This is a genomic window from Citrobacter sp. wls619, from assembly GCF_005281345.1.
Lineage (GTDB): Bacteria > Pseudomonadota > Gammaproteobacteria > Enterobacterales > Enterobacteriaceae > Citrobacter.
In genome coordinates, this window is the sequence record NZ_SZXJ01000027.1 from 105429 (window position 1) to 118408 (window position 12980).

Here is a 12980-nt window from a genome sequence, read left to right on the forward strand (position 1 = left end):
AAGCAGTACAGTGCATTGTAATAAAATTACAACCAGTGTCTGGCAAAAGCACCAGGCACTCAATTGAGGAGAATGACATGGCGGTAACGCAAACAGCCCAGGCATGTGACCTGGTCATTTTCGGCGCGAAGGGCGACCTGGCGCGACGGAAATTGCTGCCTTCCCTGTATCAACTGGAAAAGGCCGGTCAGATTAACCCGGATACCCGCATTATTGGGGTAGGGCGTGCTGATTGGGACAAAGCTGCCTATACCAAGGTTGTACGCGAAGCGCTCGAAACTTTCATGAAAGAAAAAATTGATGAAAGTTTATGGGAAACCCTCAGCGGCCGTCTGGATTTTTGTAACCTGGACGTCAATGACACCGCCGCATTCAGCCGTCTGGGCGAGATGCTGGATCAAAAATCACGTACCACGATTAACTATTTCGCTATGCCGCCAAGCACCTTTGGCGCGATCTGCAAAGGTTTGGGTGAAGCAAAACTTAACGCGAAGCCTGCGCGTGTCGTGATGGAAAAACCGCTGGGTACTTCGCTCGCGACATCCCGTGAAATCAACGACCAGGTGGGTGAGTATTTCGAAGAATGCCAGGTTTACCGCATCGACCACTATCTTGGTAAAGAGACGGTTCTGAACCTGCTGGCGCTGCGTTTCGCTAACTCCCTGTTTGTAAATAACTGGGATAATCGCACTATCGACCACGTAGAAATTACGGTGGCAGAAGAAGTGGGTATTGAAGGTCGCTGGGGCTACTTTGACCAGGCAGGTCAAATGCGCGATATGATCCAGAACCACCTGCTGCAGATCCTCTGCATGATCGCAATGTCTCCTCCGGCTGATCTGAGCGCCGACAGCATTCGCGATGAGAAAGTAAAGGTTCTGAAATCGCTGCGTCGCATCGATCGCTCGAACGTGCGTGAAAAAACGGTGCGCGGTCAGTACACCACCGGTTTTGCCCAGGGTAAAAAGGTACCGGGTTACCTGGAAGAAGAGGGCGCGAATAAGAGCAGCAACACGGAAACGTTTGTGGCGATCCGCGTCGATATCGATAACTGGCGCTGGACGGGCGTACCGTTCTACCTGCGTACCGGTAAACGTTTACCAACTAAGTGCTCTGAAGTGGTGGTTTACTTCAAAACACCTGAGCTGAATCTGTTTAAAGAATCCTGGCAGGATCTGCCGCAGAACAAGCTGACTATTCGTTTGCAGCCTGATGAAGGGGTTGATATCCAGGTACTGAACAAAGTGCCGGGTCTGGACCATAAACATAATCTGCAAATCACTAAGCTGGATCTGAGCTACTCAGAAACCTTCAACCAAACGCACCTGGCCGACGCCTATGAGCGCCTGCTGTTGGAAACCATGCGCGGTATTCAGGCTCTGTTTGTGCGTCGCGATGAGGTCGAAGAAGCATGGAAGTGGGTGGATTCAATTACCGAAGCCTGGGCGATGGATAACGAGTCGCCGAAGCCTTATCAGGCAGGAACCTGGGGACCGGTTGCGTCTGTTGCTATGATCACCCGTGACGGTCGTTCCTGGAACGAATTCGAGTAAAAGATCATCTAGCCATTAGGTGTTATTTTACCGGTAACATGATCTAACACAGATTGTAGAATAATTTTTGCACTTTTAAACCTCGCGTGGATTCACCCGCGAGGTTTTTTTTATTACACTGCCTGAAACGATTTTGCCCCTGAGCTACGGCTAACAAGCGATTCAGCAATATTTAGTGATGCTGAGTAACACTGTTTACCCAACCGCTCTGACAGATAAATTTTAGGAGCCTCTATGAATCCGAATTTGTTACGCGTAACACAACGTATCGTCGAACGTTCCCGGGACACGCGTTCCGCCTACCTCGCTCGAATCGAACAGGCTAAAACGACTACCGTCCATCGTTCACAACTGGCGTGCGGTAATCTGGCGCATGGTTTTGCCGCCTGTCAGCCGGAGGATAAAGCCTCGCTAAAAAGCATGTTGCGTAACAATATCGCGATCATTACCTCCTATAACGACATGCTTTCCGCACACCAGCCGTATGAACACTATCCGGCCATTATTCGTAAAGCGCTACATGAAGCCAATGCGGTGGGCCAGGTTGCTGGTGGCGTACCTGCGATGTGCGATGGAGTGACCCAGGGTCAGGACGGCATGGAGCTTTCTCTGCTAAGTCGTGAAGTCATTGCGATGTCGGCGGCCGTGGGGCTCTCGCACAATATGTTTGATGGTGCACTGTTCCTCGGCGTATGTGACAAGATTGTCCCGGGCCTGGTTATGGCGGCGCTTTCCTTCGGTCATCTGCCTTCAATCTTCATCCCTTCTGGCCCGATGGCGAGTGGTCTGGCGAACAAAGAGAAAGTACGTATTCGTCAACTGTATGCCGAAGGCAAAGTGGATCGTATGGCACTGCTCGAATCTGAGGCTGCGTCTTATCACGCACCGGGTACCTGTACGTTCTACGGCACCGCTAACACCAACCAGATGGTCGTGGAGTTTATGGGCATGCAGTTGCCAGGCTCCTCTTTTGTGCACCCGGATGCACCACTGCGTGAAGCATTGACCGCAGCGGCGGCCCGTCAGGTAACACGTCTGACCGGGAACGGTAACGAGTGGATGCCGATCGGTAAAATGATCGATGAAAAAGTTGTGGTAAACGGTATTGTCGCGCTGCTGGCGACCGGCGGTTCAACCAACCATACGATGCACCTGGTCGCCATGGCGCGTGCAGCCGGTATTCTGATTAACTGGGATGACTTCTCCGATCTGTCCGATATCGTGCCGCTGATGGCGCGTTTGTACCCGAATGGTCCGGCAGATATAAACCATTTCCAGGCAGCGGGTGGTGTGCCGGTGTTAATGCGAGAACTGCTGAACGCGGGTCTGTTACATGAAGATGTGAACACTGTTGCCGGGTTCGGTTTATCACGTTATACCCTGGAGCCGTGGCTGAATAACGGTGAACTGGACTGGCGCGAAGGTGCGGAAAAATCGCTGGACAGCAATGTGATTGCCGCCTTTGACCAGCCATTCTCCCATCACGGCGGCACTAAAGTACTGAGTGGCAATCTGGGGCGTGCGGTGATGAAAACCTCAGCTGTTCCAGTTGAAAATCAAGTGATTGAAGCGCCTGCCGTGGTCTTCGAAAGTCAACATGATGTGTTACCGGCATTTGATGCGGGTCTGCTTGACCGGGATTGTGTGGTTGTTGTGCGCCATCAGGGACCAAAAGCGAACGGAATGCCAGAATTACATAAACTCATGCCGCCACTTGGTGTATTATTGGACCGTTGTTTCAAAATTGCGTTAGTTACTGATGGACGACTTTCAGGTGCTTCAGGTAAAGTGCCTTCAGCAATCCATGTAACCCCAGAAGCCTACGATGGCGGGCTGCTGGCAAAAGTGCGCGATGGCGACATCATTCGTGTGAATGGACAGACAGGTGAATTGACGCTGCTGGTTGATGAAGAAGAACTTGCCTCTCGTCAGCCTCACATTCCTGACCTTAGCGCTTCGCGCGTGGGTACCGGGCGTGAAATGTTCAGCGCGTTGCGTGAAAAGCTGTCCGGTGCGGAGCAGGGCGCAACCTGTATCACTTTTTAAGACTTAATTTGTAATCAGGCGAGAGAAAACTCTGATGAAAAACTGGAAGACAAGTGCAGAAGCAATCCTGACCACTGGCCCGGTTGTACCGGTTATCGTGGTTAACAAACTGGAACACGCGGTGCCGATGGCAAAAGCGTTAGTTGCAGGAGGCGTGCGCGTTCTGGAAGTGACGTTACGTACCGCATGTGCGATGGATGCTATTCGTGCGATCGCGAAAGAAGTACCGGATGCTATCGTCGGTGCGGGTACTGTGCTGAATCCACAGCAACTGGCTGAAGTTACTGCGGCTGGTGCTCAGTTTGCGATTAGCCCGGGTCTGACCGAGCCGCTGTTGAAAGCAGCAACCGAAGGGACGATTCCGCTGATCCCTGGCATCAGCACCGTTTCTGAACTGATGCTGGGTATGGACTACGGTTTGAAAGAGTTCAAATTCTTCCCGGCTGAAGCGAACGGCGGTACGAAAGCACTGCAGGCAATCGCGGGTCCGTTCTCTCAGGTTCGTTTCTGCCCGACTGGCGGTATCTCCCCGGCGAACTACCGTGATTACCTGGCCCTGAAAAGCGTGCTGTGCATTGGCGGTTCCTGGCTGGTTCCGGCGGATGCGCTGGAAGCGGGTGATTACGATCGTATCACCAAACTGGCTCGCGAAGCGGTTGAAGGCGCGAAGCAGTAAGTTATCAACGTGTAAACCGAAGGCCCGATAAGAGGCGTTAGCGCCGATATCGGGCTTTGCCGGATGGGGTTTACTGCCTCATCCGGTCTACGGGCCCGGTTTTAACCTGCCACTTTTACCTGTACAGCCGCTTTTTTCGCGCGATCAACCGCCTCTTCAACACTTTCTGCAGTTGCCAGCACGACACCTAAACGACGCGTACCGTCGATCTCGGGTTTACCAAACAGACGTATCTGCAAACCCGCGCCAACGGCAGCATCCACATTATCAAAGGTAACGTTTTGACTGCTTAGCTGCGGCAGGATCACTGCTGACGCTGACGGCCCATACTGGCGGATTGCGCCAACGGGAAGACCAAGGAATGCACGCACGTGCAGGGCAAACTCAGACAGATCCTGAGAAATCAGCGTCACCATACCCGTGTCGTGCGGGCGAGGGGAGACTTCGCTGAAAATGACGTCGTCACCGCAGACAAACAGCTCCACACCAAATAATCCGTGGCCGCCCAATGCCAGTACCACTTTCCGGGCAATCTCCTGCGCCCGGGCTAACGCCAGTTCGCTCATCTGCTGTGGCTGCCAGGATTCGCGATAGTCGCCGTCTTCCTGGCGATGACCTACCGGTGCGCAAAAATGTACGCCGTCAATGGCGCTGACGGTAAGCAGTGTGATTTCAAAATCGAAATTCACCACGCCTTCGACGATAACACGCCCGGCGCCCGCTCGCCCGCCCTGTTGGGCATAGTTCCAGGCTTCGGTTAGCTGTTCGGCGGAGCGAATAAAGCTCTGGCCTTTACCGGAAGAACTCATTACCGGTTTTACGATGCAGGGATAACCGATTTCGTCTACGGCCTCGCGAAAACGCCGTTCACTGTCAGCAAAGCGGTAAGAAGAGGTCGGCAAAGACAATTCTTCGGCGGCCAGTCGACGGATCCCCTCGCGGTTCATGGTCAGTTGCGTCGCCCGAGCACACGGCACGACGCGTTGGCCTTCCTGTTCCAGTTTTACCAGCATATCTGTAGCAATCGCCTCTATTTCGGGCACGATATAATCTGGTTTTTCACGCTCCACGATCTGGCGTAATGCATCGCCATCCAACATGTTGATGACGTATGAACGATGGGCAACATGCATAGCTGGCGCGTCGGGGTAACGATCCACGGCAATGACTTCCACGCCCAGGCGTTGGCATTCAATCGCCACCTCTTTACCCAGTTCACCTGAACCTAATAACATCACACGCGTTGCTGCAGGACGCAGTGCTGTGCCTAATAACGTCATAAATTAATCCCCTGTTTTAACTGGGTGCAGTATATACGAAAACGTTTGCGTCTGTCTTTATTACCAGGTTGATTTCAGGGATGAAAAAGAATATGCTGTATATAAATACAGGTAATTTAAGAGGCTGCAAAAATGGCGGTTGAAGTTAAATACGTAGTCATTCGGGAAGGTGAGGAAAAAATGTCGTTTACCAGCAAAAAGGAAGCCGATGCGTATGACAAAATGCTCGATACAGCCGATCTGCTCGACACATGGCTGGAACAATCACCGGTAGCGCTGGAAGATGAGCAGCGTGAAGCGCTTTCTCTGTGGCTGGCTGAACAAAAAGAGGTGCTGAGCGCCATCCTGAAAAACGGCAAGCTGCCTTCTCCACAGGTGGTCGACAACAACGCATCTGCTGAGGATGATACCCAGGCGGCCTGAAGCGACTTGCGCTCCTGATATTTTGTACCATGCTTTTCCCTGAATCATTGTGCAATCTCTGACAGCCTTCACACCGCGGGTCTGCGGCCTGAAGGACGAAAGGGAGATAAGGAGAAAAGAATGTATAAAAAAAGAGCGTTGTTGAGCCTGCTGTTGTTATCTGCCAGCGTATCAGTATTTGCGGCGAATACGGAAAGTAAGTCAGTTCAGTTTCCAAACTGTGAAGGTCTGGACGCTGATGGTATCGCGGCCAGCGTCAAACGTGATTACCTGCAGAATCGCATTGTGCGCTGGGCCGACGATCAAAAGAAACTCGGTCAGCTTGACCCGGTAGCATGGGCCAATCCACAGGATATTGTCGGTAAAGATGGGCAGTGGACAGTCCCCCTGACCGTGCGCGGCAAAAGCAGCGACATTCACTATCAGGTAAAGATTGATTGCAAAGCCGGCACTGCAGAGTATCAGGTGCGCCAGTAGCTGAATTTGCACATCTTTTGATGACCTGAACACTTCCTGACATCCCCTCGGGTACGCTTTGATGATTATTCGTCTGTACTTGAGGGACAAAATGGCTAACTGGCTGAATCAACTACAATCTCTTCTTGGGCAAAAAGCATCATCTGCGTCATCTTCCGGTGAACAAGGGCTCAGCAAACTGCTGGTGCCTGGCGCGCTAGGCGGTCTGGCAGGATTACTGGTTGCCAACAAATCCTCACGTAAATTACTCAGTAAATACGGCACCAGCGCGCTTTTGGTTGGCGGTGGGGCGGTTGCCGGTACGGTGTTATGGAACAAGTACAAAGATAAGGTCCGTGCGGCGCATCAGGATGAACCACAATTTGGCGCGCAGAGCTCGCCGCTGGATCAGCGAACCGAGCGTCTGATCATGGCGCTGGTCTTTGCGGCGAAAAGCGATGGGCATATTGATGCTAAAGAGCGTGCTGCCATTGAACACCAACTTCGTGAAGCGGGAGTCGAAGAGCAGGGGCGTGTTCTGATTGAACGTGCGATTGAACAACCACTCGATCCTCAGCGTCTGGCTCAGGGGATCCGTAATGAAGAAGAAGCACTGGAAATCTACTTCCTGAGCTGTGCGGCAATTGATATCGACCACTTTATGGAGCGCAGTTATCTGAATGCATTGGGTGATGCGTTGAAGATCCCGCAGGATGTTCGCGAAGGGATTGAGCAGGATCTTAAGCAACAAAAACAGGCCCTGCCAGACTAAATAGTTACGGTGCCGGAGCATGTTTCGCTTGCATCATTGCTGACTTTTGCCACCCTTATAGAATGTTTAAGCAAAAGAACAATGACATGCTACCTAAAGCTCCTCGTATTCCCCACGCCATGACGCAGCATGGCGATACTCGTGTTGATAATTATTACTGGTTGCGAGATGACACCCGCTCGCAGCCAGAGGTGCTAAATTACCTGCAACAAGAAAATGCGTATGGCCGCCAGGTGATGGCTTCGCAGCAAGCTTTGCAGGATCGTGTTCTGAAAGAGATTATCGACCGTATTCCCCCTCAGGATGTGTCCGCGCCGTATGTGAAAAATGGGTACCGCTATCGCCATCTCTATGAACCGGGGTGTGAATATGCCATTTATCAGCGCCAGTCTGCTCTCAGTGAAGAGTGGGATGAATGGGATACCTTGCTGGATGGAAACCAGCGCGCAGCCCATAGCGAATTCTATACGTTAGGTGGTCTGGCAATATCACCGGACAATACCATTATGGCGCTGGCGGAGGATTACCTTTCCCGTCGGCAATATGGTGTGCGCTTTCGCAACTTACAAACGGGCAACTGGTACCCGGAGGTACTTGAAAACGTCGAGCCGGAATTAGTCTGGGCCAACGACTCGCAGACTTTCTATTATGTGCGCAAGCATGAAACCACATTGCTGCCGTATCAGGTCTGGCGGCATACTGTCGGTTCACCATCCACTGATGATGAGCTGGTGTATGAAGAGGCTGATGATATGTTTTATGTCAGTCTGCATAAAACCACCTCACAGCACTATGTTGTTATTCATATTGCGAGTGCAACCACCAGTGAGGTTTTGCTCATTGATGCAGAACTGGCTGATGCCGAGCCACTGGTCTTTTTGGCGCGTCGGAAAGACCATGAATACAGTCTCGATCACTATCAACACGCCTTTTATCTGCGTTCAAACCGTCAGGGTAAAAACTTCGGCCTGTACCGTACCCGTGTACGAGACGAACACGCCTGGGAGACGTTAATCCCAGCGCGTGACAGTGTCATGCTGGAGGGTTTTACGCTGTTCACCGACTGGCTGGTGGTGGAAGAACGACAACAGGGGTTAACCAGCCTGCGACAAATCAATCGCAAAACGCGTGAAGTAATCGGGATTGCCTTTGACGATCCCGCCTATGTGACGTGGCTGGCTTATAATCCTGAGCCGGAGACATCGCGCCTGCGCTATGGCTATTCCTCCATGACTACGCCGGACACGCTGTTCGAACTGGATATGGATACTGGCGAGCGCCGCGTACTTAAGCAGACTACCGTCCCCGGTTTCGACGCCGCAAATTACCGCAGTGAACACGTGTGGATAACCGCACGCGACGGGACAGAGGTGCCTGTCTCGCTGGTCTACCACAAGCAGCATTTCCGTAAAGGGAAAAATCCATTATTGGTGTATGGCTATGGTTCATATGGCGCAAGCATGGACGCTGATTTCAGCAGCAGCCGCTTAAGCTTATTGGATCGCGGCTTTGTGTACGCGATCGCCCACGTGCGTGGCGGTGGTGAGTTGGGGCAGCAATGGTATGAAGAGGGTAAATTTCTGCGTAAGAAAAATACCTTCAATGACTATCTCGACGTCTGCGATGCACTGCTCAAACTCGGTTATGGCTCACCTTCATTGTGTTATGGGATGGGAGGAAGCGCCGGAGGGATGCTGATGGGTGTTGCCATCAACGAGCGTCCGACACTTTTTCACGGCGTTATTGCCCAGGTGCCGTTTGTCGATGTGGTGACCACCATGCTGGATGAGTCGATTCCACTGACAACCGGTGAGTTTGAAGAGTGGGGCAATCCGCAGGACAAAGAGTATTACACCTACATGAAAAGCTACAGCCCATACGATAACGTCACCGCACAGGATTATCCGCATTTGTTGGTTACCACAGGGTTACACGATTCCCAGGTGCAATACTGGGAACCGGCGAAGTGGGTGGCGAAACTGCGTGAAATGAAAACAGACGATCATCTGCTGCTATTGTGTACGGATATGGACTCCGGACACGGCGGTAAATCCGGGCGCTATAAATCCTATGAAGGCGTGGCCCTCGAGTTCGCTTTTTTAATTGGTCTTGCGCAGGGAACACTGCCCGGTCAGGCGTTATCCAGATAGTGTTTCAGCGTCAGGCGCAATTCCGGGCTCATATTGTCAAGGTTATTAAATAGCCAGCGCAAATAGCCCGGATCGCGTTCAGCGACTTCAGATACCGGTTTCCCGCGGTATTTACCGAAGGTAAAGGTCGTTAGCAGCGCAGGACGGCCGGTGACATCGGCCATTTGCTCCGGGGTCCAGCCGGACGTCTGCATGATGTCTATCAGCAGTGCCGCCGTGATGTAGCAATCATAAAGCGCGCGGTGGTGGTGCAGACCAGACGGCGTCTGGACGCTCAGCTTGCGGGACTTATAGAGCGCCATATTGCTGTATTTGATCCCCGGCCACAGGCGGCGGGAAAGCTTCATGGTGCAAATCCATTCTCCTGGCATTTCGGGCAGCACACGCCGATCAAAACTGGCATTATGCGCCACGTACCACTCGCTGCCGTAATAATGCGGGATGACATCTTCAATCCACGGTTTATCCGCTACCATCGCTTCAGTGATGTGATGGATAGCTATGGCTTGTGGACTGATGGGACGGTCAGGACGCACCAGATGGCTCATGGGATTGACGATCGTTCCGTCAACGACATCGACAGATGCAATCTCAACAATGCCTCCCTGCAGACCACAGGTTTCTGTATCTATTATGCGCAACATGCCGGGCTCCAGACCAAAAACGACTAGCGTAATGGAATGATATCACCTTGCCAACCCCGTGGCGTGCGTTGTCCGGTTAACAGTAACGAACCGCTGTCGGCGCGTACAATTAACCGACCACGTTCATCCCACAATGCGCTGCTACCACGTGCATTGGCCATCAGCACCGCAATGGCGAATTTATGCGAAAAACTTTGCAGGCGCGAAGCGGAAGAGAGCAGTTCTGGTTCGCTGACGGACTGACAGGTTGTGAATAGTGAAAATGTTGGGTCGATATCAATACCTTCCGGCTGGCTGTCGACCACGCTGATGGCATTTCGTTGCCTGGCGATACAGGCGCCATGGCTTTGATGAAACATTAGCGGCGAGGTCATCCAGGGAGAGAAAAGCGCAATTCCCTTCACAAAGCGATCGTGGTGCTCTACCGACAACCCGGCAATGATGGTCATACGATACGTGGCTGCGGCGTGGGCGAGGGGTTGTAATAGCTCTTCATCGGGCGGGGCGGGGAGAGCGTCGTCTTCGTCCACACAACCCAACAGGGACAATGATGGGAAAACCAACAGTTCGCATTGGCATTTAGCCGCTGCCTGGATGAACTGCAAATGATGGGCGACGTGTTCGCTTAATGATCCCTGAAGTGGTTCGTACTGCGCTGCAGCAATTTTCCAGTGTGACATAATGATTTCCTTTTCATAGTGTCTACAACCATCCTTAAATAGTAGATTAAGAATGTGCTTATACTGTAGCAGGCATCATGTAAGGAATTGTAACTTAATATAAGGTTTATTTAACTTTAGGCTCGTAAGGTAAACGTGAGAGGGAAACGGAAGCTAAACGGTGCGCGATCAGGCGTTCACGGAACCAGTCGCGTAAATGTGCAGGCTGCTCACGCTCGACAACTTCAGCAACGACAGGCATGTTGTAGCGCTCTTTAAATGCGACGCCTGCCGCAGCCAGATCGACGTTAACCTTATCCATTTCTGCTTGCTCAAGTTTGGCCAGATTAATATTCATACGTTTTTCCTCATCTCTCCATTGGCGCGCAAAAGTTACTAAGAGTGCGCATTAATGGCAAGCCTGAAATGATGATTCTCGACTCGATCATTGTAGAAGGTTATTCTCTACAGATTAGACATAACAAAAAGGAATAGTTGATATGGCTTCATCTGCATCTTCACTTCGCTATGCTCTCATCGCTCTTGCCGGCATGCTGGCGACACCCGCTGCCCTGGCGCATGCGCATCTGACACAACAAAATCCCGCTGCTAATGCGCAAGTCACAGCATCACCCCAGGCATTGACGCTCAATTTTTCTGAAGGTGTCGAACCTGCATTCAGCGGGGCAACGCTGACAGGCCCACAAAAAGAACAGATCAAAACGGGTAAGGCAACGCGTAATGAGCAGGATAAAACGCAGCTGATTATTCCGCTCGTTCAGTCACTGGAAACAGGAAAATACACGGTCGATTGGCACGTTGTGTCAGTGGATGGGCACAAGACGAAAGGGCAATATAGCTTTAGCGTGAAATAACCGATGCTGGCGTTTACCTGGGTTGCACTGCGTTTTATCCATTTTACCACGCTGATGCTGGTGTTTGGCTGCGCGCTCTATGGCGCATGGCTGGCTCCTGTTTCGCTCCGTCGTTTGATGATGCGTCGTTTCTTGCATCTGCAACGCCACGCCGCGGCGTGGAGCTTTATCAGCGCGACGCTGATGCTGGCGGTTCAGGGGGGATTAATGGGCGCGGGTTGGCAGGATGTCCTCTCCATCACCGTTTGGGGAGCCGTCCTGCAAACACAATTCGGGGGCGTCTGGCTGTGGCAAATTATCCTTGCGCTGGTCACGCTGGCGGTGACCATTATCGTACCGCGTAGTATGCCGCGACGACTGCTAATGCTGACGATTGCGCAGTTTATTCTGCTGGCGGGCGTTGGGCATGCGACACTGCACGATGGCGTAACTGGCACACTTCATCAGATTAACCATGCGCTGCATCTGATATGCGCTGCTGCCTGGTTTGGTGGCTTGCTGCCGGTGCTCTACTGTATGAAAATGGCGCAAGGACGCTGGCGCGATCAAGCCATCAGTACCATGATGCGCTTCTCCCGCTATGGGCATCTTTTTGTGATTGGCGTGTTGCTTACCGGCATCATGAATGCGCTGTTTATTGTCGGTTTCGCTGTTCCCTGGCATGCGGCTTATGGGAGACTGCTGTTGTTAAAATGTGCCCTGGTCATGCTAATGGTGGCGATTGCGCTGGTGAATCGGTATGTTCTCGTTCCACGTATGCAGCCGGATAACCGCTGCATGACCCTCTATTTTATTTGGATGACGAAGCTGGAATGGGGTATAGGCGCTGTTGTGCTGGCAATTGTCAGCCTGTTTGCAACCCTCGAACCGTTCTGATGGACTGGCAAAACGTATGAAAAAAATCATTATCTCTTTATTGCTACTGGCAAGTTCGGGAGCGGCACTGGCTGCGCCGCAGGTTATTACCGTCAGTCGTTTTGAGGTTGGCAAAGATAAATGGGCGTTTAATCGTGAAGAGGTGATGCTGACCTGCCGTCCGGGCAACGCGCTGTATGTCATCAACCCCAGTACGCTGGTGCAATACCCGCTGAATGATGTAGCCAGACAGCAGGTTGAGAGCGGTAAAACCACGGCAAAACCGATCGACATTATCCAGATTGACGATCCGACTAAACCTGGCCAAAAAATGAGCCTTGCTCCGTTTATCGAGCGTGCAGAAAAACTCTGTTAATTGTCAGATGTAGTGCTCTGATTTCCAATAAAAAACCGCAAGGATCTCACAGGAGAACTTGCGGTTTTTACATTGTAGCGTGTGACAATCCCCCTTTTTTTCAGACCACTTTAGTCGCGGACTGGAAAACCTGGCGCTGTCATCTATTCTTAAATGGCAGGGTAACTTAGCCTGCATTAATGCCAACTTTTAGCGCACGGCTCTCTCCCAAGAGC

The 12980-nt window shown here is 51.9% G+C and carries 14 protein-coding genes; 10 read left to right on the plus strand and 4 right to left on the minus strand.

Going from position 1 to position 12980, the window contains the following annotated elements; all coding sequences use genetic code 11:
* The first annotated feature begins 77 nt into the window (after nucleotides 1-77).
* The 3 genes from zwf to kdgA all read left to right on the plus strand — a co-directional run bounded on the left by zwf (nucleotide 78) and on the right by kdgA (nucleotide 4275).
* The gene (zwf, locus tag FDX19_RS03235; protein WP_137381576.1) at nucleotides 78-1553 is read left to right on the plus strand and encodes a glucose-6-phosphate dehydrogenase; all 1476 of its coding nucleotides are present in this window, start codon (nucleotides 78-80) and stop codon (nucleotides 1551-1553) included.
* Between the two features lie 234 nt (nucleotides 1554-1787).
* Complete coding sequence (gene edd / locus FDX19_RS03240) at nucleotides 1788-3599, plus strand: phosphogluconate dehydratase (protein ID WP_086523748.1); 1812 nt, start codon at nucleotides 1788-1790, stop codon at nucleotides 3597-3599.
* Between the two features lie 34 nt (nucleotides 3600-3633).
* On the plus strand, nucleotides 3634-4275 hold the full coding sequence (kdgA, locus tag FDX19_RS03245) for a bifunctional 4-hydroxy-2-oxoglutarate aldolase/2-dehydro-3-deoxy-phosphogluconate aldolase (RefSeq protein ID WP_005120716.1): 642 nt from the start codon (nucleotides 3634-3636) through the stop codon (nucleotides 4273-4275).
* 101 nt (nucleotides 4276-4376) lie between these two features.
* Here the strand turns inward: kdgA and purT are convergent, their stop codons facing one another.
* Nucleotides 4377-5555, minus strand: coding sequence for a formate-dependent phosphoribosylglycinamide formyltransferase (purT, locus tag FDX19_RS03250; protein WP_137381577.1), 1179 nt, complete (start codon nucleotides 5553-5555; stop codon nucleotides 4377-4379).
* A gap of 132 nt (nucleotides 5556-5687) precedes the next feature.
* On the opposite strand from purT, the gene yebG reads away from it, so the two are divergent.
* The 4 genes from yebG to ptrB all read left to right on the plus strand — a co-directional run bounded on the left by yebG (nucleotide 5688) and on the right by ptrB (nucleotide 9356).
* Nucleotides 5688-5978 carry a DNA damage-inducible protein YebG gene (yebG, locus tag FDX19_RS03255; protein ID WP_137381578.1) on the plus strand — a complete coding sequence of 97 codons (291 nt, stop codon included), beginning with the start codon at nucleotides 5688-5690 and terminating at the stop codon, nucleotides 5976-5978.
* 120 nt (nucleotides 5979-6098) lie between these two features.
* Nucleotides 6099-6455 (plus strand): protein YebF, encoded by a 357-nt coding sequence (gene yebF, locus FDX19_RS03260; RefSeq protein ID WP_137381579.1) that lies wholly within the window; start codon nucleotides 6099-6101, stop codon nucleotides 6453-6455.
* Between the two features lie 91 nt (nucleotides 6456-6546).
* Nucleotides 6547-7206, plus strand: coding sequence for a tellurite resistance TerB family protein (locus FDX19_RS03265; protein WP_137381580.1), 660 nt, complete (start codon nucleotides 6547-6549; stop codon nucleotides 7204-7206).
* An 86-nt stretch (nucleotides 7207-7292) separates the two neighbouring features.
* The gene (gene ptrB / locus FDX19_RS03270; RefSeq protein ID WP_170974338.1) at nucleotides 7293-9356 is read left to right on the plus strand and encodes an oligopeptidase B; all 2064 of its coding nucleotides are present in this window, start codon (nucleotides 7293-7295) and stop codon (nucleotides 9354-9356) included.
* On the opposite strand, the gene exoX is transcribed toward ptrB, so the two are convergent.
* The 3 genes from exoX to FDX19_RS03285 form a co-directional block, all read right to left on the minus strand.
* The gene (gene exoX, locus FDX19_RS03275) at nucleotides 9338-10000 is read right to left on the minus strand and encodes an exodeoxyribonuclease X (protein WP_137381582.1); all 663 of its coding nucleotides are present in this window, start codon (nucleotides 9998-10000) and stop codon (nucleotides 9338-9340) included. The two genes, ptrB and exoX, sit on opposite strands and share 19 nt — an antisense overlap.
* A 23-nt stretch (nucleotides 10001-10023) precedes the next feature.
* Nucleotides 10024-10680 (minus strand): carbon-nitrogen hydrolase family protein, encoded by a 657-nt coding sequence (locus FDX19_RS03280; protein WP_137381583.1) that lies wholly within the window; start codon nucleotides 10678-10680, stop codon nucleotides 10024-10026.
* Between the two features lie 106 nt (nucleotides 10681-10786).
* Entirely contained in the window at nucleotides 10787-11017 is a 231-nt protein-coding gene (locus tag FDX19_RS03285) for a DNA polymerase III subunit theta (protein WP_005120732.1), read from the minus strand.
* Nucleotides 11018-11159: 142 nt separating this feature from the next.
* Between FDX19_RS03285 and yobA the strand changes: the two genes are divergently transcribed.
* From yobA to FDX19_RS03300, 3 genes are read left to right on the plus strand one after another with little or no spacing between them, the layout of a single operon-like run.
* Nucleotides 11160-11534, plus strand: coding sequence for a CopC domain-containing protein YobA (gene yobA, locus FDX19_RS03290; protein ID WP_137381584.1), 375 nt, complete (start codon nucleotides 11160-11162; stop codon nucleotides 11532-11534).
* A gap of 3 nt (nucleotides 11535-11537) precedes the next feature.
* A complete protein-coding gene (copD, locus tag FDX19_RS03295; protein WP_137381585.1) occupies nucleotides 11538-12410 on the plus strand; it encodes a copper homeostasis membrane protein CopD in 873 nt (290 codons plus the stop codon).
* A gap of 16 nt (nucleotides 12411-12426) precedes the next feature.
* Nucleotides 12427-12765 carry a YebY family protein gene (locus FDX19_RS03300; RefSeq protein WP_137381586.1) on the plus strand — a complete coding sequence of 113 codons (339 nt, stop codon included), beginning with the start codon at nucleotides 12427-12429 and terminating at the stop codon, nucleotides 12763-12765.
* The last annotated feature ends 215 nt before the right edge of the window (nucleotides 12766-12980 follow it).

Bases quoted from the DNA above. Each gene is read 5' to 3' on its own strand.
- zwf (WP_137381576.1), top strand. From the start codon at position 78: ATGGCGGTAACGCAAACAGCCCAGGCATGTGACCTGGTCATTTTCGGC.
- kdgA (WP_005120716.1), top strand. From the start codon at position 3,634: ATGAAAAACTGGAAGACAAGTGCAGAAGCAATCCTGACCACTGGCCCG.
- yobA (WP_137381584.1), top strand. From the start codon at position 11,160: ATGGCTTCATCTGCATCTTCACTTCGCTATGCTCTCATCGCTCTTGCC.
- FDX19_RS03280 (WP_137381583.1), bottom strand. From the start codon at position 10,680: ATGTCACACTGGAAAATTGCTGCAGCGCAGTACGAACCACTTCAGGGA.
- exoX (WP_137381582.1), bottom strand. From the start codon at position 10,000: ATGTTGCGCATAATAGATACAGAAACCTGTGGTCTGCAGGGAGGCATT.
- purT (WP_137381577.1), bottom strand. From the start codon at position 5,555: ATGACGTTATTAGGCACAGCACTGCGTCCTGCAGCAACGCGTGTGATG.
- FDX19_RS03265 (WP_137381580.1), top strand. From the start codon at position 6,547: ATGGCTAACTGGCTGAATCAACTACAATCTCTTCTTGGGCAAAAAGCA.
- ptrB (WP_170974338.1), top strand. From the start codon at position 7,293: ATGCTACCTAAAGCTCCTCGTATTCCCCACGCCATGACGCAGCATGGC.
- FDX19_RS03285 (WP_005120732.1), bottom strand. From the start codon at position 11,017: ATGAATATTAATCTGGCCAAACTTGAGCAAGCAGAAATGGATAAGGTT.
- edd (WP_086523748.1), top strand. From the start codon at position 1,788: ATGAATCCGAATTTGTTACGCGTAACACAACGTATCGTCGAACGTTCC.
- yebF (WP_137381579.1), top strand. From the start codon at position 6,099: ATGTATAAAAAAAGAGCGTTGTTGAGCCTGCTGTTGTTATCTGCCAGC.
- copD (WP_137381585.1), top strand. From the start codon at position 11,538: ATGCTGGCGTTTACCTGGGTTGCACTGCGTTTTATCCATTTTACCACG.
- yebG (WP_137381578.1), top strand. From the start codon at position 5,688: ATGGCGGTTGAAGTTAAATACGTAGTCATTCGGGAAGGTGAGGAAAAA.
- FDX19_RS03300 (WP_137381586.1), top strand. From the start codon at position 12,427: ATGAAAAAAATCATTATCTCTTTATTGCTACTGGCAAGTTCGGGAGCG.